Source organism: Marinobacter sp. ST-43, from assembly GCF_030541085.1.
GTDB classification, from domain to species: Bacteria; Pseudomonadota; Gammaproteobacteria; order Pseudomonadales; family Oleiphilaceae; genus Marinobacter; species Marinobacter nauticus.
This window is the reverse complement of sequence record NZ_JASSVO010000016.1, coordinates 1-22,801: the sequence shown is the minus strand read 5'-3', so window position 1 is coordinate 22,801 and position 22,801 is coordinate 1. Positions and strand designations below refer to the sequence as shown.

Genomic DNA, 22,801 nt, shown 5'->3' with positions numbered 1-22,801 from the left:
TCGGGTGATTATTATGCATAGAGCAGGACAACAGCGAGGTGTTGCGCTACTGATGTCGCTGGTCATTCTATTGGTGCTTAGCCTGCTTGCTCTCTCCGGAATGCAGGGCAGTATCATGCAGGAGCGAATGACGACGGCACAGCGAGACGGAATGCTGGCGCTTGAGGTTGCCGAAACGGCAATGCGAGAGGCGGAGGCGACCCTGGATAATATGTCGGACCTGTCAGATTTTGGCAGCACGACAGGCTTTTATGATGGTACGGATACCAGTGTGACGGTGCCGTCCCCTTTCTCTGCGGCGACCTGGAATAAGGACGCGTCGGGCGACCCGATAAGTGCGGTGGCGGGCTCTGCGGTAAATGGTGTGACGCCGCTATTCCTTTTTGAATACAAAGGCAAAGTCGTGGTGGATTCCGAGGGACAGTTGCCACGGGATTTCAGCCAGTATGGCTCTGAAGGGCCGGCGGAGTTTGATTACGCACGTATCCTGGTCAGAGCGTCAGGGCCTTCGGGTTCCGGGGTGCGCTTGCTTGAAGGCTTTTACGTATTCCAGCCAAACGGGCTGGCAGGAGGTAATCCGTGAACAAGTTCAATCTTAAAGTGGCATTATCGGCCGCTCTAATAGTGCTGCCAGCGTCTGGCTACTCTGCTCGACCGGATTTTGCTCAGCAGCCGTTGTTTCTGGGAAGTGCCGTAGCGCCCAATCTGATGTTTATTATTGATGACTCAGGTTCCATGGCTCGCGAGTACATGCCAGATGAGATCGGCGGGTATAACGACATCGAGTCGAAGTCCTGGAACAGCTACTACCAGGAAGGGGCCGATGCTGAGTATCGCTTCTACTATTCTTCCCACATCAACAAAATGTGGTATGACCCATCGGTAACCTATTTTCCCCCTTACAAAGAGGATGGAACGGGGCGCTATCCGAATTCTTCGTATACAAATGCGCCCATCAACGGTTACGACGGAAACAGTGCCTCCAGAGATCTGCGGGATACGTTCTCGATTGATGGCTACAACGTTGAAGGCGGGGGGTTTTACTTCACGTTCAACAGTTCCAGCAGTTGTGATGCCAATCCCTATCAGAACGGCTGCTACACGTATGTTTCGGTCAACAACCTGAGCGCGGCGGAAAAGACCAATTTTGCTAATTGGTACTCTTACTATAACACCCGAATTGAATCTTCTCGTGCTGGCATTAGCGAGGCATTTTTTGAGTTGCCGACCAGTTTCCGGTTGGGCTGGGGGCGACTTAACTACGACAATGAGAGCAAGAACACCATTGATGATGCCTCCGGCGTTCGGGCGGTTCAGGAAGGCGTTCGAGAGTACACCAACTCCAGGCGTGAAGACTTCTATGATTGGCTCTACGCGGTTCCCGCCAACGGAAACACCCCACTGAGGCGTGCTCTGGATGGCGCGGGTACCTACTTCGAGAAAAGTAAACGAGCCTGGGCGGATAACCCTGGCGAGTCGGTAAGTTCGACCAATCCGGTGCGGGAATGCCGGTTGGCGTACACCATTCTGATGTCGGATGGCTATTACAATGGTAGCTTGAATCTCAACGCGACCAAGAAAGCCGACGACAAGGATGGCGATACCCTTACCAACAACAGGGGTGACTCTTTCAAATATACGCCGGTGAATCCATTCAAGGATAACAGGGATGACACCACCCTCGCCGACGTGGCTATGGATTACTGGAAACGTGACCTGCGAACCGATATTGTGAACTACGTTCCGACCTCGGAGAAAAATCCTGCGTTCTGGCAACACATGGTGACTTATACCGTGGGGCTTGGCGTGACGGGGTCCATCGACCCGGTTGATGCGTTTAAAGCGATTGAGAACGGCACTTACGTGAACTGGTGGGGTGGAACCAGTAATGAGGACAAGGTAAACGATATGCTTCATGCGGCGGTTAATGCCCGCGGAGGTTTCTTTAGTGCCTCAGATCCTGCAACCTTCGCGAAAGAGTTGAAGGGGACGGTTGGCGAGATCGTCAATGAAGCTGGCTCGTCCACCGCGGTGGAATTCGATGTGTCATCTTTTCAGCAGGGCGCCCTGATTTTCTCAACCCAGTTCGACCCGAATGGTTGGACGGGTGACCTTAAAGCGGCCAAGCTCGGCGGAACCAACTCACCCATCGTACCGGATATCAATGAAGCGGTTAAGCAAGGTAACGGCTGGTCTGCCCGGGATATTCTGGACAACAGGGACCTCAGTGCCGACGACCGTGTGATCATTACCTACGGCAGTGTTGCGGGCGGTTTTCGCTGGGGCAACCTGACTAACGCTCAGAAAAATGATCTGCGGTTCGGCGGTGTTACCGACACCATAGCCCAGCAGCGCCTTGCGTTTATTCGGGGCGATCGTTCACTCGAGGGCACTCCAGGATGGCGCAAGCGGGGTAGCCGGCTGGGGTCAATTGTGAATTCATCCCCCGAGTTTGTCGGTGAGCCCCGGGCGATCTGGCCGGATGCGTTGCCATTTGGAAGTAGTGGCAAGTGGTTCTCTGATTTTGCCAGCAGCAAAAAGTCTCGTACGCCGGTTGTTTATACTGGATCCAACGATGGTATGTTGCATGGCTTTAACGCAAGTGCCAACGGCGGTAATGAGGTGCTGGCATACATACCTGAGTTCGTATACAACGCTTCCGCCAGCAATGCAGGTTTGCATTTCCTGTCGGATCCGGACTATCAGCATCGTTATTACGTGGATCTGGAGATACGACAGCAGGATATCTTTACCAAGGGTAAACAAGCCGATGGTTCTCTGACGGCGGACGAAGACTGGCGGACGATTATTGTTGGCGGTGGTCGTGCCGGGGCAAAAGGAGTCTTTGCGCTGGACGTCACTGATCCCTCGGGATTTTCGGAGGCCAATGCCGAAAAAGTTGTTCTTTGGGAGTTTTCGGGGCAGGACGACGCCCGAATGGGATATGTCACCCAAGCCCCAATCATTGGAATGACCAAGTGGGGAACGGATCTGCGCTGGACTGCGTTCATCTCCAATGGTTACAACTCCAATACCGAAAGCACGGGTTTCTTCATGCTTGATATCGAAGGCGGTATGGACGGTACCTGGGATAGTGCAGATGTGCATTATGTCGAGTTTGAGGGTGCTGGTGGCGACGGTTTGTCACCTCTGGCAGCATTCGATACCACGGGGGATTATCTGATTGATCGTGTTTATGCCGGTGATCTTGATGGCAATATGTGGGTTGCGAGCGTAGATTCCAGTGGTAACTGGGCATCGGCCTACAACAACGGCGGGAATCCGCAGGCGCTGTTCACCACTCAAGCCAAGCAGCCCATCACTGCGGCTCCCGTTGCCTCGGCTAATCGCAAGGTTTCCCGTGCAGGCAATATCCCCAATCTGATGATCTATTTTGCGACCGGCCAATATCTGGAGTCTGCAGACGTTACATCGGTTGATACCCAGTCCGTCTATGGTGTTTGGGACCGTGGTACATCTGGTCTGACGGTGAGTAGCCTGGAGTCTCGGACGATTACTGAGGGTACGGTGACAGACAGCAACGGCGTTTCGGCGACGGTCCGTTATTCCAATGGTAAAGAACTGGATTTCTCGACCACGAAAGGCTGGTATGTTGATCTGCCCATTACCGGTGAAAGAGCGGTTGTCAGCCCGCAGGTTCGTGGTGATTTTGTTTATCTTAACTCCATGATACCGGATGAGAACCCGTGTCTGGGAGGCGGTACTGGTTGGGCGATGGCCTTTGGCCTCGATGGGCGAAACCCCAAAAAGGCGGCCTTCCTGCGCTGGCCGGAGAAAATCATTGGTTACAAGTTGGAGGGTTTGCCGAACCAGTCGACCATTCTTGGCACCTTCAGGTTCACGCCGGGAAGTAACGCCGAGGACCCTGTGGACGTTATGGAGATCCCGCCGCTGAGTGGTGCCGTGACTGATGCCGGGCGCAGAGGCTGGAATGAGTTAATCGACAACTAATCGTTATGGCCCGGACGCACTGGGTGGGGAGTTAGCAACATGAGTAGTCGTAGAAGCATAGCCATTGTCCTCGTTCTGGCGATGTCAAGCACCGGAGTGGTTGCCCAGGGAGTTCCGGGCAGTTTGGAAACGCCAGAGGGCGCTCCACGCCAGCATGTGGTGGATTCCATTCATGCTGAAGCGCGCCGGATCGTGATTGATGACACAGAGTACTTTCTGGAGGGGAGTGTGCTGATCAATGGTCAGGAAGTCGCGCCCGCTGCCGTGGTAAATATTCTGCGGGAAGGTCAGCGTGTCACGAACCTGGAATCAGACCGTGATAACGAAGACGGCTACCTTATTTTGCGGGAGGTTAACCTGTTTTGATCAATATCAGAATGACGCACCATCGTGGTTTCTCGCTAATTGAGTTAATGATTGTGGTCGCCATCGTCGGCATCATTGCGGCAATAGCGTACCCTTCTTATTCGAATCACGTAAGAGAAACCCGTAGAACCACGGCTCAGGCGGATCTGGTGGAGTTGGCGCAATGGATGGAGCGTCAGTATTCGGGAGATTTCTCATATCTGGAGGGGGGGAATCAGCCCACCCTGCCGTTTAACCAATCCCCCAGAACGGGTACTGCGTTCTACAACCTGAGCTTCAATGGGACTGTTGCCGCTAACACCTATACACTGCAGGCCGTGCCGACCGGAGATCAGACTAATGATACCTGTGGCACGCTCCGCATAACCCAGACCGGTGCGAGATCTTCAACATCAGGGACTGATTGCTGGTAAATTACGAGCATTTCAATGGGCGTCCCTGAGCATCCTCAGGGATGCCATCTCCATCATGATCGTTTGCCAGGCGCGCCCTCCCACCTCTGTTAATAATGATTTGCCCCGCCAAACTTGCATTGCCCGTTTTCGGGCACCAGGTCACGTTGCCGAGGTCACTATGGACGAATCCAGAAGGCCTGAACTGGAAATAGCTTCGATGCAATGAGCGAACCACGATCCGACCTGAACCTCCGGTAGAAACAACTCTTAGAGGGGCTTTGCCCGCGGTTAGCTGCCTTTGATTATCTGGATCGGAAAATGCATAGATTTCATTGTTCCAATCCCGGGAACATGCGCCCATCGAGTTCACTGGGCACACCGTAACGATGACTCCTTCCATAACGGCATGTTGTCGTGCAAGGGCAAACAGGCCCAAGAGGTCGTGCAGCGTGCCACGCCTTTCCTGGTTTTGAAGGGCGCTGGTGAGTGACGGCATAGCAAGGCCTGCCAGTAATCCGATCAGTGCAGTGAGGACAAGGAGTTCAATTAGTGAGAACCCTGCTTTTTTCTGGGAATGCATCGATTAACGTCCGTGTTGGTCATATCTGGGTCAGCGTTGCATCCTGCAAGCGCCGAAGTGAGGACTAACTATACTCCAAAGTCACTCCATCCCCAACTTCTTCAACCGATACCGCAACGCCCGAAAACTGATCCCCAGTCTTTTGGCCGCCGCCGTTTTATTCCACCTTGTTGCCTCCAGAGCCTTTTCAATAGCCTGTCGCTCAATACTTTCCAGATAACCTTCGAGATCAATCTCGCCCTCTGGTACCGGCGCTGCGGCAGCATCCGTTTCTGACTCCGTCCCTCTGTTCGCCGAGGCGGAGCCTGCTGGCGCAACACCGCCGCCGAGATGCAGATCCCCGGCATCAATCAGGTCTTCGTCGCACAGGGTAAAGGCGCGTTCCAGGATGTTCTCCAGTTCCCGCACGTTACCGGGAAACTCGTAGCCTTTGAGTCGTTCGACGGCGGCCGCGGTGAGTCTGGCCGGGTCGCATTCGTATTCCCGGGCGATACGCTGGAGAATGTGCTCTGCCAGCAGGGGGATATCATCGGCGCGCTCGCGCAGCGGGGGAACAGCCAGTTCGATGACGTTGATCCGGTAAAACAGATCCTGGCGGAAATCGCCTTCCTGCACCAGTTCCGGGAGGTTTTTGTGGGTGGCGCTGAGCACCCGGATGTCCACTGGCACTTCTTTGGTATCGCCGACCGGGCGGACGGCTTTCTCCTGGATAGCACGCAGCAGTTTTACCTGCATGGCCAGTGGGAGGTCGGCCACTTCGTCCAGAAACAGGGTGCCACCATCGGCATAGCGGAACAGGCCCTGCTTGTTCTCGACGGCTCCGGTGAAGCTGCCCTTCTTGTGGCCAAAGAACTCGCTTTCCATCAATTCCGAGGGGATTGCGCCACAGTTCACTGCGATAAAGGGGCCGTCACTTCTGGGGCCTTGCAGGTGAATCATGCGGGCAACCAGCTCCTTGCCGCTGCCGGATTCACCACTGATAAACACCGGTGCCTGGCTTCGGGCGAGCTTTTTTGTTTGTGTGCGCAGTTTCCGGATTTGCGGCGAGTCGCCCAGAAGCAGCCCGGGTTCATCGGATTCGGCGGTTTCACGGGCTTTGGGTTCGGACAGCTTCAGGGCGCTGTTGACGAGTTCCCGCAGGCGGGGCAGCTCCACGGGCTTGGACACGAAGTCAAAGGCGCCGGCCTTGAGCGATTCGATGGCTGTGTCCATGCTGCCATAGGCGGTAATCACCGCAACGGGCGTGCAGGGCGTGTGTTGCTGAATCCAGTGTACAAGCTCTATGCCATTGCCGTCGGGAAGGTTCATGTCGGTCAGGCAGAGCTGGGGTTTGTGCTGTTGCAGAAGTTCCCTGGCGCTGGCCAGATCGGGGGCGGTGTAGGTGGTTATGCCCATCCGGGTGAGGGTGATTTCCAGTAGATCCCGGATATCCGGCTCGTCGTCAACAATCAGCGCTGTCTGTGTAGTCATTCTGTGTCTTCGGTTCCCTGTTGAATTCAAACGCCCGATGGCCAGCTGGTCAGATCATTCGCCCGGGGTGAGCAAACGTTATGCGGAATCGGCACCCCGGCTGTCCGTCATCGACCAGCGACAGGTGTGCCTGGTTGGCTTCGCATAACTCCCTGGCCAGGTAAAGGCCAAGCCCGGTTCCGCTTTTATCCGTGGTGAAAAAGGGCTCGAATACGGAATGCCGATGCTCGGCACTGATGCCCGGGCCAAAATCCCGAACGTCCACGTAAGCCCGTTTGCCATCGGCCGTGGCGCCCGCAATTAATTGTATCCTGTTTTGCCGGGTCTGCTGTTTGCTGTACCGCAAACCATTGTCGCACAGATTCACCATCACCTGCTCAATCTGGCTTTTGTCGAAACGAGCCTGTGGAATCTGCTCGCTGATATTCAATTCGATCGTGGTGGCCGTTTCCCCATTCACGGTCTGCACGAAATCATCCCGGAACTCGCGAAGCCATTGGCCGACATCTATCAGCTCGGAATTTGCGGTCCGGCGGCGAGAAAGGTCCAGTACATTCTCGATGATGCCATTCACCCGTCGGGAGTGACGGCGAATGATATCGAGCATGCGAAGATTCCCCTCATCCAGGCTGGGGGATTCTTCCATCAACTGGGCAGCGTGGCTTATGGCGCCGAGAGGATTCCGGATTTCGTGAGCGATGCCAGCCGTTAAGCGTCCGAGTGAGGCCAGCTTCATCTGTTGGGCCTGCTGGGTCACTTTGCTCATGTCTTCAATAAACACCAGAATCTGGTCGCCCCGCTCCTGGTCCAGTTGCGTGAAGTTGGCCTGCAAAAGCGGTGAGGTAGACGACGCCTGAAAGGGTTCAATCCGCATGTTGGGGTTTTTCAGCCAGCTTTCGAGCCCCTGCCTGAGCGGTTTAGGCAGTAGCCTTGCACGGGGCTCCAGATCTTCTCCATCGGCGCTCACACCGAACAGCAGTTCTTCGGCGGCGGCGTTGGCAAGCCGAATCTGGCCGAAACGATCAAGCACCAGGATGCCGGTACGCATGCGCTGGATGATCTGCTGGTTGATCTGTTCCAGTTCCTGAATGCTCCGTGCCCGGCTGCTGGCCAGGGCTTCGCTTCGGATCATCCGTTTTGAAATGCCCTGCAGGACAAAAGCCGCGGCAAAGTAGAGTATGCCCAGAGAACCCGCCCGGACAATGTCGTCGGCGGTTTCATTGATGGCGAGTACCGCCCAGCCGGAGATGCCGAGAGAGCAGATGGCAGCCAGTGCCGCGTAGAAGGTGCCGACCCGGCTGGGTGTGAGAATATTGCCCGCCGCTACAGACACTATTACCAGGTTGGCCAGGCCATTGGTGATTCCGGTACTGGCGAATAGAAGCCCATGCATCACCAGTATGTCGATCAGAATGGAGAGCGTGATATGCCTCTGCCGTGGCTGGAAGCCGGCAAGCAGTAGCAGTGCGGTAAAGCCATTGATTGCCAGGTAGGTAACCACGCCCGCCTGGTAGTACTCCAGCCAGCGGAACTTGCTGTCGGTAGTGAATGGATCGAAGAGCAGCAAGCCCAGCAGCATCAGGCTGATGACCACGCGATAATGATTGTAGATCCGGAACAGCCTTCCCTGTTGCTGCTTGGCCGGCGGCCCGAAAGCAGAGCGCTTGCTGTCTTTGTCGGCAGTGTCTTGAGCCATGGAGCGAGTCATCTGTCTGTGTGCGGGAGAAATCTTTGTTGTTGACGGGTTATAATAGCCTTTTAACGGCAACAAGTTACAGGAGCCAGTCCATGCCGGAAGCCGGTCAAACATCCCAGAGCCAGAACGCCGCCAGAAAACTCCGCGTTGTTATGGCGCAACTGGATTTCCTGGTTGGAGATATTCCGGGCAATACCGATCTGATTCTGGAGGCAACCCAACGGGCCTGGACGGAGCATCAGGCCGATATCGTTGTCTTTCCGGAGCTGTGCCTGACCGGCTACCCGCCGGAAGATCTCCTGTTGCGCCCAAGTCTGGACCTTCGCGTGCGCGAAGCACTGGAAAAGCTGCAAAGTGCGGCACTGCCTCCGGCTATGGTCATCGGGGCTCCTATTCGCTCTGGAGGGTTGCTATATAACGCGGCGCTGGTGATTGAAGCCGGTCAGATTCGCGGTCGCTACTTCAAACGCTTCCCGCCGAACTACCAGGTTTTTGACGAAAAGCGCTATTTCGCCGAAGGTTCCGACACCCTGGTGCTCGACATTAAAGGCCAGCCTGTCGGCATTACCGTGTGTGAGGATCTCTGGAAAGATGGCCCTGTGGAAGATGCGGCAGCCGCGGGTGCCCGGCTCATCCTTAATCTCAATGCCTCGCCCTACGATATCGATAAACAGGCCCGTCGCAAGGCTTTGCTGGAACGCAAGTCCCGGGAGAACCGGGTCAGCATCGTCTATGTGAACCTTGTGGGCGGCCAGGATGAGCTGGTGTTTGATGGCGGCTCCATGGTGTTTGATCATTCCGGTGGGCTGTCGGCGGAAGTGCTTCAGTTCGAGGAAGGGCTGTACCCGGTGGACCTCTTGTGCGAACACCACTGCCAGCCGATCTCCCGCCCATTGCCGCCAGAACCGCAGCTGGAAGCCAATGTATACCGCGCCCTGGTGACTGGTGTGCGGGATTACGTCAACAAGAATGGTTTCAGGTCGGTAGTACTTGGCCTGTCCGGCGGCATCGATTCGGCGGTTACACTGGCGGTTGCGGTGGATGCACTGGGCAAGGAGCGTGTGCACGCGGTGATGATGCCGTTCCGGTATACCTCCAGCATCAGCCTGGAAGATGCCGAAGCCGAGGCCACCGCCCTGGGTGTGCAGTATGACGTGTTCTCCATTGAGCCCATGTACGATGCCTTCATGGCGGCGCTGGCAGAACCGTTTGCGGGCACCAAGCCGGATACCACTGAGGAAAACCTTCAGGCCCGCCTGCGGGGCGTGCTGCTTATGTCACTGTCCAACAAGTTTGGCTCTTTGGTGCTTACGACCGGCAACAAGAGTGAAATGGCGGTTGGCTATTCCACGCTATACGGTGACATGGCCGGTGGCTTTGATGTTCTGAAGGACGTGCCGAAAACGCTGGTTTTCCGGCTGGCGCGCTACCGCAATACCCTGTCACCAGTGATTCCGGAGCGGGTGATTACCCGCCCGCCCTCAGCCGAGCTGGCGCCGGACCAGAAAGATGAGGACAGCTTGCCAGGCTATGACGTACTGGATCAGATCCTGAATCTGTACGTGGAGCGTGATTACAGTGCCGATGCCATCGTAGCGGAAGGGTTTGAACGGGAAGACGTGGACAGGGTGGTCAGGCTGGTCGATATCAATGAATACAAGCGCCGCCAGGCCCCCATCGGTGTTCGTATTACCGAGCGGGGCTTTGGCAAAGACCGGCGCTATCCCATTACCAACGGCTGGAAGAGCGGGAAGTAATCCCGCTCTTATTCATCCCCCATCAGACCAAAGGTCACCACGTTGGTCAGTGACCGGTTCTGGCGGCGAAGAAGATCCGATTCGTACTCACCGTTCTCGTTGAAGGCCTCGCTGTTGGGGAAGTTTTTTCTCAGGGTGGCAATGGCATCGTTGGCGCCCTTTTTCAGCTCCAGAAAGCGGAAGGTATCCGCCATGATCATCAGAGCCTCTTCCACTGAAGGCGAAGACGGATAGTTCTCAACCACGTAGCGGGCGCGGTTGTTGGCGGCCACGTAGGCCTCACGCTTGATGTAGTAACGGGCTGCGTGCAGTTCCAGTTCAGCCATGCGATTGCGGATGGCGATCATGCGCTGGCGAGCGTCCGGGGCATACTCACTGTCCGGGAACCGGTTCAGCAGTTGCGAGAAATCGCGGAAGGCCTGCAGCTGCTCGCCAGGGTTGCGTGCGGCCACGTCAACGGGGAAATAGCGGGCGGCCAGCCCCAGATCCAGGTTGTAGGAGGCTAGCCCTCTCATATAGAGGGCATAGTCCAGGTGATCACTCTGCGGATTCAGGCGCATGAAGCGGTCGGCGGCGGCCCGGGAACCTTCAAGGTCGAGGTTCTGATAACGGGCAAAGATCAGATCCAGCTGAGCCTGTTCGGCATAGCGGCCGAACGGGTAATAGGTCTCCAGGGCATCCAGATTCTGTTCGGCTTCGTTGAAGTTGCCCGAGTTCATGGCCTTGCGGGCATTTTCGTAATAGGTTTCTTCCGGCAGGACTTCCACCTCCTTCTGGGACGCGCAGCCGGCGGCCAGCGCAAAAAGAGTGGAAAGTAGCAGTAATCGAACGACTGATCTCATGCCGGAATCCCGTATAATGGTCAGAACTTGTGGTTGGATTGGCCATTGTAACGGGGAAGACTGTCTGTGTGCAGTGTTTCCCGATATTGGCGCCGGAATCTGACCGAAACGTAACATCGCCGCCCGCCCGGCGGCCGTATGCGCCAGAAACCAACGGCGAAAACGAGGCTGAATGACTTCCGAAAACCGAATTACCGGCCAATTTACCGTCCCGCCGGAACTCAGCGACAAGCGGCTGGATCAGGCCGCGGCGGAGCTGATGCCCGAGCATTCCCGCTCCCGCCTGCAATCCTGGATCAAGAGCGGAGCCCTGACGGTGAACGGTAAATCCCGCAAGCCGCGGGACAAGGTAATGATGGGCGATTCCCTGGCTCTCGATGCTGAGCCGGAAGTGCAGGTGACCTGGGAAGCCGAACCCATCAGTCTGGATATCGTCTACGAAGATGAGCACCTGCTGGTGATTAACAAGCCGGCCGGGTTGGTGGTGCATCCAGCGGCCGGTCATGCCGATGGCACGCTGGTTAACGCCCTGCTGAATTACGCGCCGGAAGTGGAAAACCTGCCGAGGGCAGGTATTGTTCATCGCCTGGACAAGGATACCTCCGGCATCATGGTGGTGGCCCGCAGTCTGATTGCCCATACCTCTCTGGTGGACCAGCTGCAAATGCGCACCATGGGCCGGGAGTATGAGGCCGTGGTGGTGGGCGCGCTGACCGGCGGTGCGACAGTCGACGCACCTATCGGCCGTCATCCGCAGGATCGTAAACGAATGGCCGTGGTTTCCAGTGGCAAACCGGCGGTCACCCATTACCGCCTGCTGGAGCGTTTTGCCGCCCATACCCTGGTTCGGTGCAAGCTGGAAAGTGGCCGTACCCATCAGATCCGTGTGCATATGGCGCATGTGCGCCACCCGCTGGTTGGCGACCCCGCCTATGGTGGGAGGCTGCGGTTGCCCAAAGGAACCACTGAGGAACTTCGGGATGTGCTGGCTGCGTTTACCAGGCAGGCGCTGCACGCCCGGCAGCTGACCCTTGAACATCCTGAAACGGGAGAGATTCTGAGCTGGGAGGTGCCGCTGCCAGAGGATATGGTTCACCTGATCGAAGCTCTGCGCAAACACGCCCGTGAGCTGGAAGAACGTGATTTCTGATAACTACATCCTGAGGCCGAGTTGGTCCGCGCCGGGGGCGGTGCAAGCCATGTGCACGACTCGCAAGGGAGGCGTCAGTGAGGCGCCGTGGAGCTCGCTCAACCTCGGGGATCATGTCGGGGATAGCCCTGAATCTGTCTCCGAAAACCGGCAGCGCCTGGCTCGTTTCACGGGGTTAGAGGTGGATCGGATTGGCTGGTTGAATCAGGTGCATGGTGCTAGGGTGGTCGAGCTTACACCCGACAACGCTCAACAGGTTCCTGAAGCGGATGCCAGTTTCACCCGATCGCCCGGCCTTGGTTGTGCCATTCTGACTGCCGACTGCCTGCCCGTAGTGATTGCGGATTCCGATGGAACCGTAGTGGGGGCTGCTCACGCCGGCTGGCGCAGCCTCAGCGGAGGCGTGCTGGAAAACCTGGTCAGTGCGATGGCGGTTGAGCCTGACAAGCTTTCGGCCTGGCTGGGCCCCGCCATTGGCCCCGACAGTTTCGAAGTTGGTACGGAGGTGCGCGAAGCGTTTGTCCGGCATAGCCCGCGGGCTGCGAATGCCTTTAAAACCAGGGGGGCTCGCCCGGGCCATTTCATGGCCGATATCTACAGTCTGGCAACCCTGCGCCTGAATCAGATTGGTGTCTCGTCCGTCGTTGGCGGTAGCCTGTGCACCGTTCAGGATCGGGAATGGTTCTTTTCCTATCGCCGGGATGGTCAAACTGGCCGTATGGCCACCCTGGTCTGGCTAAAATCCTGAAGTCTCGATAGCTCTTCCTGATGTGTTAACTGACAGCCGTCAAATTTCTGACGAATTGCGGTCTGTCCAACTTGAACTCCCCCCACTTGCCCCTACATTAAGTTTCAAAGCAATCGGAATATCCGGACCACAGGGTTGATCGGTATTCACTACGAATTTGGGGATAAGAACACATGAGAATCGACAAGCTCACCAGCAAACTGCAAACCGCGTTGGCGGATGCGCAGTCCATCGCGGTTGGCAAAGACCATAACTTCATCGAGCCCGTGCATCTGATGCAGGCCCTGCTGGACCAGCAGGGAGGCTCCATTAAACCGCTGCTCAAACAAGTGGGGGTTGAGCCCGGCCGGGTACGGCAGGCCGTGGCGAAGGAAATTGAGAACCTGCCGGAAGTGCAGGGCAATGCCGGCGATGTGTCCATGTCGAACGACATGGGTCGACTGTTCAACATTTCCGACAAGCTGGCCCAGAAGCGGGGTGACCAGTTCATATCCAGTGAGCTGGTTCTGCTGGCGGCGGTTGAAGACCGTGGTTCATTGGGGCGCATTTTGCGAGAGCAAGGCGTTGACAAGGCGGCGCTGGAAAAAGCCATTGACGAAGTCCGAGGGGGAGAGTCGGTGAATGATGCCGGCGCTGAGGAAAACCGTCAGGCGCTGTCAAAGTACACCATTGACCTTACCGAGCGGGCCGAAGCCGGCAAGCTGGACCCGGTAATCGGTCGCGACGACGAAATCCGGCGCACCATTCAGGTACTGCAGCGCCGACGCAAGAACAACCCCGTGCTGATCGGTGAGCCTGGTGTGGGTAAAACCGCGATTGTTGAGGGGCTGGCCCAGCGTATCGTCAACGGCGAGGTGCCCGATGGCCTGAAGGACAAGAAAGTACTGTCGCTGGACATGGGCGCATTGATTGCCGGCGCCAAGTTCCGGGGTGAGTTTGAGGAGCGCCTGAAGGCAGTGCTTAACGAGTTGTCGAAACAGGAAGGCCAGATCATCCTGTTCATTGACGAAATCCACACCATGGTAGGCGCCGGGAAAGCCGAGGGTTCGATGGATGCCGGAAACATGCTGAAGCCGGCGCTGGCCCGGGGAGAGTTGCATTGTGTCGGCGCCACCACGCTGAATGAGTACCGGGAGAATATTGAAAAAGATGCAGCACTGGAACGCCGTTTCCAGAAAGTGCTGGTCAGCGAGCCCAGTGAGGAAGATACCATCGCCATCCTGCGTGGGCTGAAAGAGCGCTATGAGGTTCACCATGGGGTTGAGGTAACGGATGGCGCCATCATCGCGGCCGCCAAGCTGTCTCATCGATATATTACCGATCGTCAGTTGCCGGATAAGGCCATTGACCTGGTGGATGAAGCGGCCAGCCAGATACGTATGGAAATGGACTCCAAGCCTGAGGCTCTGGATCGCCTGGAGCGCCGGCTGATTCAGCTCAAGATTGAGCGGGAAGCCCTGAAAAAGGAAACCGACGCCGCCTCTAAGAAGCGGCTGGAAGAGTTGTCTGCCGTTATCGGCAACGTTGAGCGCGAATACGCCGACCTTGAGGAAGTCTGGAACACTGAAAAGGCGGCTCTGCATGGCTCCCAGAAGATCAAGAGCCAACTGGAGCAGGCCAGGATTGACCTGGAGAATGCCCGCCGTGCAGGGGATCTCGGCAAGATGTCCGAGCTGCAGTACGGCCGGATTCCGGAGTTGGAGCGCCAGCTGGATATGGCCAGCCAGGCGGAAATGATGGAAATGAAGCTGCTGCGCAACCGGGTGACGGATGAGGAAATTGCTGAAATCGTCTCCAAGTGGACGGGGATTCCGGTATCCAAGATGCTGGAGGGTGAGCGCGACAAGCTGATGCGCATGGAGGAAGCCCTCCACGATCGGGTCATTGGCCAGGATGAGGCGGTGGAAGCGGTATCCAATGCGGTGCGCCGGTCACGGGCTGGCCTGTCGGATCCGAATCGTCCCAACGGTTCTTTCCTGTTCCTCGGGCCGACGGGGGTGGGGAAGACCGAGTTGTGCAAGGCGCTGGCAAACTTCCTGTTCGATACCGAAGAGGCCATGGTTCGCATTGATATGTCAGAATTCATGGAGAAGCACTCGGTCGCCCGTTTGATTGGTGCGCCTCCCGGATATGTGGGGTATGAAGAGGGTGGCTACCTGACCGAGGCCGTGCGTCGCCGGCCCTACTCGGTTCTGCTTCTGGATGAGGTTGAAAAGGCGCACCCGGATGTCTTCAACATCCTGCTTCAGGTGCTGGATGATGGGCGTCTGACCGATGGTCAGGGCCGCACGGTCGACTTCCGCAACACGGTGGTGGTGATGACCTCGAATCTGGGTTCCCACATAATCCAGGAGAAGGCCGGAGAAGAGAACTACGAAGACATGAAGTCGGCGGTGATGGAAGTGGTTGGCACCCATTTCCGGCCGGAGTTCATTAACCGTGTGGATGAAGTAGTGGTGTTCCATCCGCTGGCGGAGTCCCAGATTCAGGGCATCGCCCGTATCCAGATTGAGAATTTGGCTCGTCGCCTGAAGGATCAGGATATGAAGCTGGAGCTCGGAGACGACGTGATGCAGTTGCTGGCGGAAGTGGGGTACGACCCGGTTTATGGCGCTCGGCCGCTGAAGCGGGCGATTCAGCGCATGATCGAAAATCCGCTGGCGCAGAAGCTGCTACAGGGTGACTTTGTGCCCGGCGATACCATTCGCGCAACGGTTCAGGAAGACCGTCTGGTGTTCAGTAAGAACGGCTGAGGGCGGGACCTCAGCTGCTGAAAAAGAAAAGGGCGGAAGGCACGAGTCTCCGCCCTTTTCTGTTCTCCGAACCTTCGGGTTTAACGCTCGCTACTGCCTTCTTGTTCTGGGCCGCAGTTTTCGTCTGCAAGTTCCTGGAATTTCTGGCGCTGCTGCTCGATTTCCTCAGGGCTCAGGTACCGGGTTTCACCGTTTTCCTCCACCCGGATACGAGCGTTGCTGTTGATCACCTCAAGATTGGAGCGTGCCGTGGCGCAATTGGCTTCGCGCTGTTTCCGGCGAGCTTCCTCAACCGCAGATTCTTCTCGTTTCTGTTGCTCTGCCGCCTGTTGCTCCTGCAGTTCGCCCAGCTGTTCCTGGGCGCTTCGGCGCTGAACACCAGCACCCTGACTGGTGCCGGAACGAACGTTTACCTGCTCTGCGTTCTGGCCGGTTGGCTGCCGGTCGCCAAAGTGCGTTACACCGTTCTCGTCTGTCCACTTATAGACCGAAGCGCTGGTCGCAAGGCCGGGTGCGGCCGCCATCAATACCGTCAGCAATAATATTTTTCGGTTCATGTCTCTGCTCGTCACTTGGTTACTGCCTGTGGCTATCATGCCATCGGATGGCCGGATTTTCCTGTCTCTGGTTCAAAATCTTGCACGCAGTTTTGCACAGTATGGCAGAGAGAGGCGAATTCGGCGGTAATTAAGCCACAGCGCCTATTGACAGCGAGTTTCCCGCTGTCAGAATTACCGATTGCCTGAAGACTGGGGTCAATACGGCAGGCAATCCCGAGCGAGTATCCCCCGTTAATCACCACACTGCGTTCGCCAGCGTCTGGCGGGCCTTGGTTGTTGCTTACGTGCAACCCGTTGATTGGCCGTTCTCCGCAACCCTCAGGAGGGCGGCTGGCCAGGAGACAACCTCTTTAGTTTTAGTGTGGAGGAGTACGCCGGTTCCGCTTTCACAAGAAGCAGGGAAACCGAGAATCCAGGCAACCGGGGCGTAACCCGGCTCATTCACTCGTAGAAGAGGGTAGAAAATCGTGGAGTTATTGTCTGGCGCCGATATGCTGATCCGCTCCCTGCAGGATGAAGGGATCGAATACATATACGGCTATCCGGGTGGTGCAGCCCTTCATATTTATGATGCGCTGTTCAGGCAGGACAAAGTCAAGCATATTCTGGTTCGGCACGAACAGGCGGCGGTCCACATGGCCGACGGCTATGCTCGTGCAACCGGAAAACCAGGTACCGTACTGGTGACCTCGGGTCCTGGAGCCACCAACACTATTACCGGCATTGCCACCGCATTCATGGATTCCATCCCCATGGTGGTTCTGTGCGGCCAGGTTGCATCCACGCTGATTGGTGAGGATGCCTTCCAGGAAACCGACATGATTGGTGTTTCCCGCCCGGTAGTTAAGCACAACCTCAGTGTGCGCCATCCGGAAGAAATTCCTGAAGTGATCCGCAAGGCTTACTATATTGCCTCTACTGGCCGCCCCGGCCCGGTTGTGGTGGACATCCCCAAGGATATGACCACCCCGAACGAGCGCTATGAGTATGCCTATCCGAAGAAGGTCAAGCTGCGCTCCTACAACCCGGCGGTTCGTGGCCATGCCGGCCAGATCAAGAAAGCCGTCGACATGCTGATGGCGGCCAAGCGCCCGATCATCTATGCCGGCGGCGGTGTGATCCTGGGCAAGGCTTCCAGCCAGTTGACCGAGCTGACCCAGACCCTGGGCTTCCCCATCACCAACACCCTGATGGGCATCGGCTGCTATCCAGCGACCGACAAACAGCACCTGGGCTGGCTGGGTATGCACGGTACCTATGAAGCCAACATGGCGATGCACCATTCAGATCTGATTCTCTGTGTGGGCGCGCGCTTCGATGATCGTGTAACCAACGCCACCGAGAAGTTCTGCCCGGGCGCGCGCATTATTCATATCGATATCGACCCGGCATCTATCTCCAAGACCATAGATGCCGACGTGCCCATTGTCGGCCCGGTGGATGCGGTACTGAAAGAAATGCTGTCGCTGGTAAAAGAATCCGGGGACAAGCCGGATGCCGAGGCGCTGGCGTCGTGGTGGAAGCAGATTGAAGAGTGGCGCGCGTTCCACGGTATGCGTTACGAGACCAGTCCGGATGTAATCAAGCCCCAGGAAGTGGTCGAGATGCTCTGGAAGCTCACAAATGGTGATGCCTTCGTAACCACCGATGTAGGTCAGCACCAGATGTTTGCTGCCCAGTACTACAAGTTCGATAAGCCCAACCGCTGGATCAACTCCGGTGGCCTCGGCACCATGGGCTTCGGTCTGCCGGCCGCTATGGGTATCAAACTGACCCATCCGGAAGATGAAGTGCTGTGCTTCACTGGTGAAGGCAGTATCCAGATGAACATCCAGGAGCTGTCCACCTGCAAGCAGTACGATCTGCCGGTGAAGATCATCAACCTGAATAACCAGGCTCTGGGCATGGTCAAGCAGTGGCAGGACATGAATTACGAGTCCCGCCATTCCCAGTCTTACATGGAGTCTTTGCCGGACTTCATCAAACTGGCGGAAGCATATGGTCATGTGGGGGTGCGCATTGATCGCAAGGAAGACCTGGAGCCCAAGCTCAAGGAAGTCCTGGCCATGAAAGACAAACTGGTGTTTGTCGATATCTATGTGGACCGCTTTGAGCATGTCTATCCCATGCAGGTCGCTCGAGGATCCATGAAAGACATGTGGCTCAGCAAAACGGAGAGGGTGTGATCATGCGTCGAATCATTTCTGTTTTGCTGGAAAACGAACCCGGCGCACTGTCTCGTGTGGTTGGCCTGTTTTCGCAGCGCAACTACAACATCGAAACCCTGACCGTAGCGCCCACGGAAGACGAAACCCTGTCTCGCCTGACTGTCACCACGACAGGTTCCGACAAGGTTATCGAGCAGATCACCAAGCAGCTGAACAAGCTGATCGAAGTGGTCAAGCTGGTGGATCTGACCGAGGGCGCTCACATCGAGCGGGAGCTGATGCTGGTCAAGCTCAAGGCAACCGGATCCCAGCGTGCCGAGATCAAGCGCACGGTGGATATCTTCCGTGGCCAGATTGTGGATGTCACCAGTTCTGTCTACACCGTGCAGCTTGCCGGCGACAGTGAAAAGCTGGACGGCTTCATTCAGGCGGTGGGCACTTCGGGTGTTCTGGAAGTTGTTCGCACTGGTGTATCTGGCATTGCCCGGGGCGAAAAGGTGCTCAGCCTGTAAGGGCTGCCGAAACAAATCGAAAATCATGGCCCCGAGGGGCCAGTACATACAATAGAGGTTTCTCATGCAGGTTTATTACGATAAGGATTGCGATCTTTCCATCATCCAGGGCAAGAAAGTTGCCATTCTCGGCTTCGGCTCCCAGGGTCACGCTCATGCGTGTAACCTGAAGGACTCCGGTGTAGACGTGGTTGTTGGTCTGCGTACCGGTTCATCCTCCATCGCCAAGGCTGAAGCCTATGGACTGAAGACCAGCGATGTGGCTTCTGCCGTTGCATCTGCAGACGTGGTCATGGTTCTGACGCCGGACGAGTTCCAGGCCCAGCTGTACCGTGAGGAAATCGAGCCGAACCTGAAGCAGGGTGCTACTCTGGCCTTCGCTCACGGCTTTGCGATTCACTACAACCAGATCGTTCCGCGCAAAGATCTGGATGTGATCATGGTTGCTCCGAAAGCTCCGGGCCACACTGTGCGCACCGAGTTCACCAAGGGCGGTGGTATCCCTGACCTGATTGCGATCTTCCAGGACGCGTCCGGCAACGCCAAGAATGTAGCTCTGTCCTACGCCAGCGGCATCGGCGGCGGCCGTACGGGCATCATCGAAACCACCTTCAAGGACGAAACCGAAACCGATCTGTTCGGTGAGCAGGCGGTTCTGTGTGGTGGTGCGGTTGAGCTGGTTAAAGCCGGCTTCGAAACCCTGACCGAAGCAGGCTACGCTCCGGAAATGGCGTACTTCGAGTGTCTGCATGAGCTTAAGCTGATTGTTGACCTGATGTACGAAGGCGGTATCGCCAACATGAACTACTCCATCTCCAACAACGCCGAGTACGGTGAATACGTAACCGGCCCGGAGGTGATCAACGAGCAGTCCCGCGAAGCCATGCGTAACGCACTGAAGCGCATCCAGAGTGGTGAATACGCCAAGATGTTCATCTCTGAAGGCGCATTGAACTACCCGTCCATGACCGCCCGCCGTCGCCAGAATGCGGCTCACGAGATCGAAACCGTGGGCGAGAAGTTGCGTTCCATGATGCCGTGGATTTCCGCGAACAAGATCGTGGACAAAGACAAGAACTGATCCGGATTTTCGGTAAGGTTTGGAAACGCGGCCCCTTGTGGCCGCGTTTTTCGTTTATACTCCGCCCAAATGCTTTCCGGAGTTTATGGAATGACTGAAGAAAAGAATACCGTGGAAAAATCAGAAACCAGGAAAGCCGCAGATCCGGAAATTGAGCCCGGTGAAGTGGTTGAAGAGGAGCTTGTTGAGGGGGCAAAGGTTCGTCGCAAAGGCATTTACCTGCTTCCCAACGCGCTGACGACAGCCTCTCTGTTCTCTGGATTCTATGCGATTGTTTCTGCCGCCAATGGTGTGTTCGACAATGCGGCCATTGCCATTTTCGTGTCCATGATTCTGGATGGACTGGATGGCCGTGTTGCCCGGATGACGAATACTCAGAGCAAATTCGGTGAGGAATACGACAGCCTTGCCGACATGGTGGCCTTCGGTGTTGCGCCCGGCCTGGTGGCGTTTTTCTGGTCCCTCAACGGGTTGGACAAGGTGGGCTGGGTGGTTACGTTCATCTACGTGGCCGGCGCAGCATTGCGGTTGGCCCGGTTCAATACCCAGATCGGCTCCGTGGACAAAAAATACTTTGTGGGCCTGCCCAGTCCATCGGCCGCCGCATGCGTTGCGGGGCTGGTGTGGTGTTTCCACAGTTTCGAGCCATCGTCCTGGCTGACGTTGCTGACAATTATCGTTGTGGCCGGAACCGGTGTGCTGATGGTCAGCAATATTCTCTACCGCAGCTTCAAGGATCTCGATCTTCGAGGTCGGGTGCCTTTCGCGGCAATACTTCTGGTGGTGCTGGTGTTTGTGGTGATCGCCCTTGATCCCGCCACCGTACTGTTCACCGGGTTCCTGATTTACGCGCTTTCCGGCCCGGTTCGAGCTCTGTTCCGTCGCAAGCCGGCCCGCGCCCGGTAGGGCTTGCCCCTCGGCCGAGTGATTCGGCCGGGAATTTTCTCGGGAACCTCCGGTCAGTTACCTCAAGTAATGAATTGGAGATTCCCGATGCTTATCAAGCGCCGCCCATCGTGGGCTCTGTCAGAATCTGAAGTGACGCCTGAATCCGTCTACCTGAACCGGCGGAAATTCATGGCCGGGACGATGGCATCCGCTGCGGCGCTGATCATGCCGGCCCTTCTCAAGGCGGAGGAGGGCGGAATTCCTGGCGACGCCCTGCAGTATAAGGCCATGCCGGCGTTTTCTACCGACGAAAAGAAAGCGCCTTACCCCGCGATTACTTCCTACAACAACTTTTATGAGTTTGGTACGGACAAAGGCGACCCTGCGCGATATGCAGGCGCCATGTCGGTCGACCCCTGGTCTGTATCTGTCGAAGGTGAATGTGCAAAGACAGGCGCCTATGCGCTGGAAGATCTGCTGAAGCCTCACCAGTACCAGGAGCGTATTTACCGGTTGCGTTGCGTGGAAGCCTGGTCGATGGTGATTCCGTGGGTCGGTGTGCCGTTGGCCGAAGTGCTCGCCAGTCTGCAGCCGACATCAAAAGCTAAATACGTCTACTTCGAAACGCTTCATGATCCGGACCAGATGCGTGGGCAGCGCTCCATGTTCAGCGTGATTGACTGGCCCTACCGGGAGGGGCTCCGGATGGACGAGGCCATGAACGAGTTGTCGTTTCTGGCCATTGGTTTGTACGGCAAGACCCTGCCAAACCAGAATGGTGCGCCGATCCGCCTGGTTGTGCCGTGGAAGTATGGCTTCAAGAGCATCAAGTCGATCGTCCGTATCCGCTTCATGGAGGAGCGACCCAAGACCAGCTGGGAGATGATTGCGCCTGAAGAGTATGGCTTCTATGCCAACGTGAATCCGGAAGTGGATCATCCGCGCTGGAGTCAGAAACGTGAGCGTCGCCTGCCCTCTGGTTTGTTGAGTCCGAACTGGATCGAGACAGTGAAGTTTAACGGCTATGGTGAACAGGTCGCTCATCTATACAAGGATATGGATCTTTCCAGGTATTATTGATGGCATCCAAGGCTTCTCGTCAATTTCCCTATGCTCCGGTTAAAGTCCTGGTTTTTCTGTCCTGCCTGATTCCGCTCGCGTTGATCGGGTGGGACATCCAGAGTGGTAATCTGGGGCCTGATCCAGGCCAGACCATTACGGAAGCACTGGGTATCGCGGCGTTCCAGTTTCTGCTGATAACCCTGTTGATCTCACCATTGCGAAAAATCACAGGTTGGGCCGGTTGGCTCCGCTTTCGCAGGATGCTGGGGTTATATGCTTTTTTCTACGCGGCTTTGCATGTGCTCGCCTTCCTCCAGTTCATCCTTGGATGGTTTGATCTATGGGCAACCTTTACCAAGCGTCCCTATATCATCGCGGGTGGCTTGGCGTTGCTGTTAATGGCGCCGCTGGCGGCGACCTCGACCAGGGGAATGATGAAAAGGATGGGGCGCGGCTGGAAACCATTACATCGTCTTATCTACAGTTCGGCGGTTCTGGCCTGGGTTCATTTCCTGTGGCAGGCACGCAGCGATGTGACCGAAATGATGATCTACGGCCTGTTGCTGGCTGTTTTGCTGGGCGCCAGGGTGTACTGGTCTGGTTTTTCCACCCTCATTCCTCTTAAAAGAACGTGATTTTGGTCAAGGGCTGAACGTTTTGGCGGGTATTTGATCACTCGCATAGGTGGAAACCGAAGCCCGGTAAAATAAATTGAAAATGGGCGTTGACAGTTTTCCTGAGGGCTGTAGAATGCGCACCACTTCTGAGGGACACGGCAGACAACGCCGGTTCACGAGGAAC

At 56.5% G+C, this 22,801-nt stretch carries 19 protein-coding genes; 14 read left to right on the top strand and 5 right to left on the bottom strand.

Annotation, left to right across the window (positions count from 1 at the left end; translation table 11 throughout):
- Positions 1–13 precede the first annotated feature (13 nt).
- Genes QPL98_RS15680 through QPL98_RS15665 form a run of 4 tightly spaced genes read left to right on the top strand, consistent with a single transcriptional unit; the run spans position 14 to position 4,751 of the window.
- Positions 14–583 carry a PilX N-terminal domain-containing pilus assembly protein gene (locus QPL98_RS15680; protein WP_278350808.1) on the top strand — a complete coding sequence of 190 codons (570 nt, stop codon included), beginning with the start codon at positions 14–16 and terminating at the stop codon, positions 581–583.
- Positions 580–3,972 carry a pilus assembly protein gene (locus QPL98_RS15675; protein ID WP_303293589.1) on the top strand — a complete coding sequence of 1,131 codons (3,393 nt, stop codon included), beginning with the start codon at positions 580–582 and terminating at the stop codon, positions 3,970–3,972. Before QPL98_RS15680 ends, QPL98_RS15675 begins: the two co-directional genes overlap by 4 nt.
- A 39-nt stretch (positions 3,973–4,011) precedes the next feature.
- A complete protein-coding gene (locus tag QPL98_RS15670; protein ID WP_278350810.1) occupies positions 4,012–4,338 on the top strand; it encodes a hypothetical protein in 327 nt (108 codons plus the stop codon).
- A complete protein-coding gene (locus tag QPL98_RS15665; RefSeq protein WP_278350811.1) occupies positions 4,335–4,751 on the top strand; it encodes a type IV pilin protein in 417 nt (138 codons plus the stop codon). The genes QPL98_RS15670 and QPL98_RS15665 overlap by 4 nt, the downstream gene beginning before the upstream one ends.
- Before the next feature lies 1 nt (position 4,752).
- On the opposite strand, the gene QPL98_RS15660 is transcribed toward QPL98_RS15665, so the two are convergent.
- From QPL98_RS15660 to QPL98_RS15650, 3 genes are all read right to left on the bottom strand, one after another.
- On the bottom strand, positions 4,753–5,313 hold the full coding sequence (locus QPL98_RS15660) for a GspH/FimT family pseudopilin (RefSeq protein ID WP_286714933.1): 561 nt from the start codon (positions 5,311–5,313) through the stop codon (positions 4,753–4,755).
- A gap of 81 nt (positions 5,314–5,394) precedes the next feature.
- On the bottom strand, positions 5,395–6,783 hold the full coding sequence (locus QPL98_RS15655) for a sigma-54 dependent transcriptional regulator (protein ID WP_303293588.1): 1,389 nt from the start codon (positions 6,781–6,783) through the stop codon (positions 5,395–5,397).
- A 49-nt stretch (positions 6,784–6,832) separates the two neighbouring features.
- Positions 6,833–8,479 carry a PAS domain-containing sensor histidine kinase gene (locus tag QPL98_RS15650; protein ID WP_303293587.1) on the bottom strand — a complete coding sequence of 549 codons (1,647 nt, stop codon included), beginning with the start codon at positions 8,477–8,479 and terminating at the stop codon, positions 6,833–6,835.
- 92 nt (positions 8,480–8,571) lie between these two features.
- Between QPL98_RS15650 and QPL98_RS15645 the strand changes: the two genes are divergently transcribed.
- Positions 8,572–10,236: an NAD+ synthase gene (locus QPL98_RS15645; RefSeq protein WP_303293586.1), complete on the top strand. Its 1,665-nt coding sequence runs from the start codon at positions 8,572–8,574 to the stop codon at positions 10,234–10,236.
- Between the two features lie 8 nt (positions 10,237–10,244).
- Here the strand turns inward: QPL98_RS15645 and QPL98_RS15640 are convergent, their stop codons facing one another.
- The gene (locus QPL98_RS15640) at positions 10,245–11,078 is read right to left on the bottom strand and encodes an outer membrane protein assembly factor BamD (RefSeq protein ID WP_303293585.1); all 834 of its coding nucleotides are present in this window, start codon (positions 11,076–11,078) and stop codon (positions 10,245–10,247) included.
- 172 nt (positions 11,079–11,250) lie between these two features.
- Here QPL98_RS15640 and rluD point away from each other — a divergent pair, with 172 nt between their 5' ends.
- From rluD to clpB, 3 genes are all read left to right on the top strand, one after another.
- A complete protein-coding gene (gene rluD, locus QPL98_RS15635) occupies positions 11,251–12,228 on the top strand; it encodes a 23S rRNA pseudouridine(1911/1915/1917) synthase RluD (protein ID WP_303293584.1) in 978 nt (325 codons plus the stop codon).
- Positions 12,218–12,976 carry a peptidoglycan editing factor PgeF gene (gene pgeF, locus QPL98_RS15630; RefSeq protein WP_303293603.1) on the top strand — a complete coding sequence of 253 codons (759 nt, stop codon included), beginning with the start codon at positions 12,218–12,220 and terminating at the stop codon, positions 12,974–12,976. The genes rluD and pgeF overlap by 11 nt, the downstream gene beginning before the upstream one ends.
- A 173-nt stretch (positions 12,977–13,149) precedes the next feature.
- A complete protein-coding gene (gene clpB, locus QPL98_RS15625) occupies positions 13,150–15,729 on the top strand; it encodes an ATP-dependent chaperone ClpB (RefSeq protein WP_303293583.1) in 2,580 nt (859 codons plus the stop codon).
- An 80-nt stretch (positions 15,730–15,809) separates the two neighbouring features.
- On the opposite strand, the gene QPL98_RS15620 is transcribed toward clpB, so the two are convergent.
- Entirely contained in the window at positions 15,810–16,286 is a 477-nt protein-coding gene (locus QPL98_RS15620; RefSeq protein ID WP_303293582.1) for a DUF4124 domain-containing protein, read from the bottom strand.
- A 470-nt stretch (positions 16,287–16,756) separates the two neighbouring features.
- Here QPL98_RS15620 and QPL98_RS15615 point away from each other — a divergent pair, with 470 nt between their 5' ends.
- The 6 genes from QPL98_RS15615 to QPL98_RS15590 all read left to right on the top strand — a co-directional run bounded on the left by QPL98_RS15615 (position 16,757) and on the right by QPL98_RS15590 (position 22,635).
- Complete coding sequence (locus QPL98_RS15615; protein WP_303293581.1) at positions 16,757–18,475, top strand: acetolactate synthase 3 large subunit; 1,719 nt, start codon at positions 16,757–16,759, stop codon at positions 18,473–18,475.
- Positions 18,476–18,477: 2 nt separating this feature from the next.
- Entirely contained in the window at positions 18,478–18,969 is a 492-nt protein-coding gene (gene ilvN, locus QPL98_RS15610) for an acetolactate synthase small subunit (RefSeq protein WP_011784401.1), read from the top strand.
- Positions 18,970–19,033: 64 nt separating this feature from the next.
- Positions 19,034–20,050 (top strand): ketol-acid reductoisomerase, encoded by a 1,017-nt coding sequence (gene ilvC / locus QPL98_RS15605; RefSeq protein ID WP_226611683.1) that lies wholly within the window; start codon positions 19,034–19,036, stop codon positions 20,048–20,050.
- Between the two features lie 90 nt (positions 20,051–20,140).
- Entirely contained in the window at positions 20,141–20,956 is an 816-nt protein-coding gene (pssA, locus tag QPL98_RS15600) for a CDP-diacylglycerol--serine O-phosphatidyltransferase (protein WP_011784403.1), read from the top strand.
- Between the two features lie 87 nt (positions 20,957–21,043).
- Complete coding sequence (gene msrP / locus QPL98_RS15595) at positions 21,044–22,018, top strand: protein-methionine-sulfoxide reductase catalytic subunit MsrP (RefSeq protein ID WP_303293580.1); 975 nt, start codon at positions 21,044–21,046, stop codon at positions 22,016–22,018.
- On the top strand, positions 22,018–22,635 hold the full coding sequence (locus tag QPL98_RS15590) for a sulfite oxidase heme-binding subunit YedZ (RefSeq protein ID WP_303293579.1): 618 nt from the start codon (positions 22,018–22,020) through the stop codon (positions 22,633–22,635). Before msrP ends, QPL98_RS15590 begins: the two co-directional genes overlap by 1 nt.
- Positions 22,636–22,801: the final 166 nt, after the last annotated feature.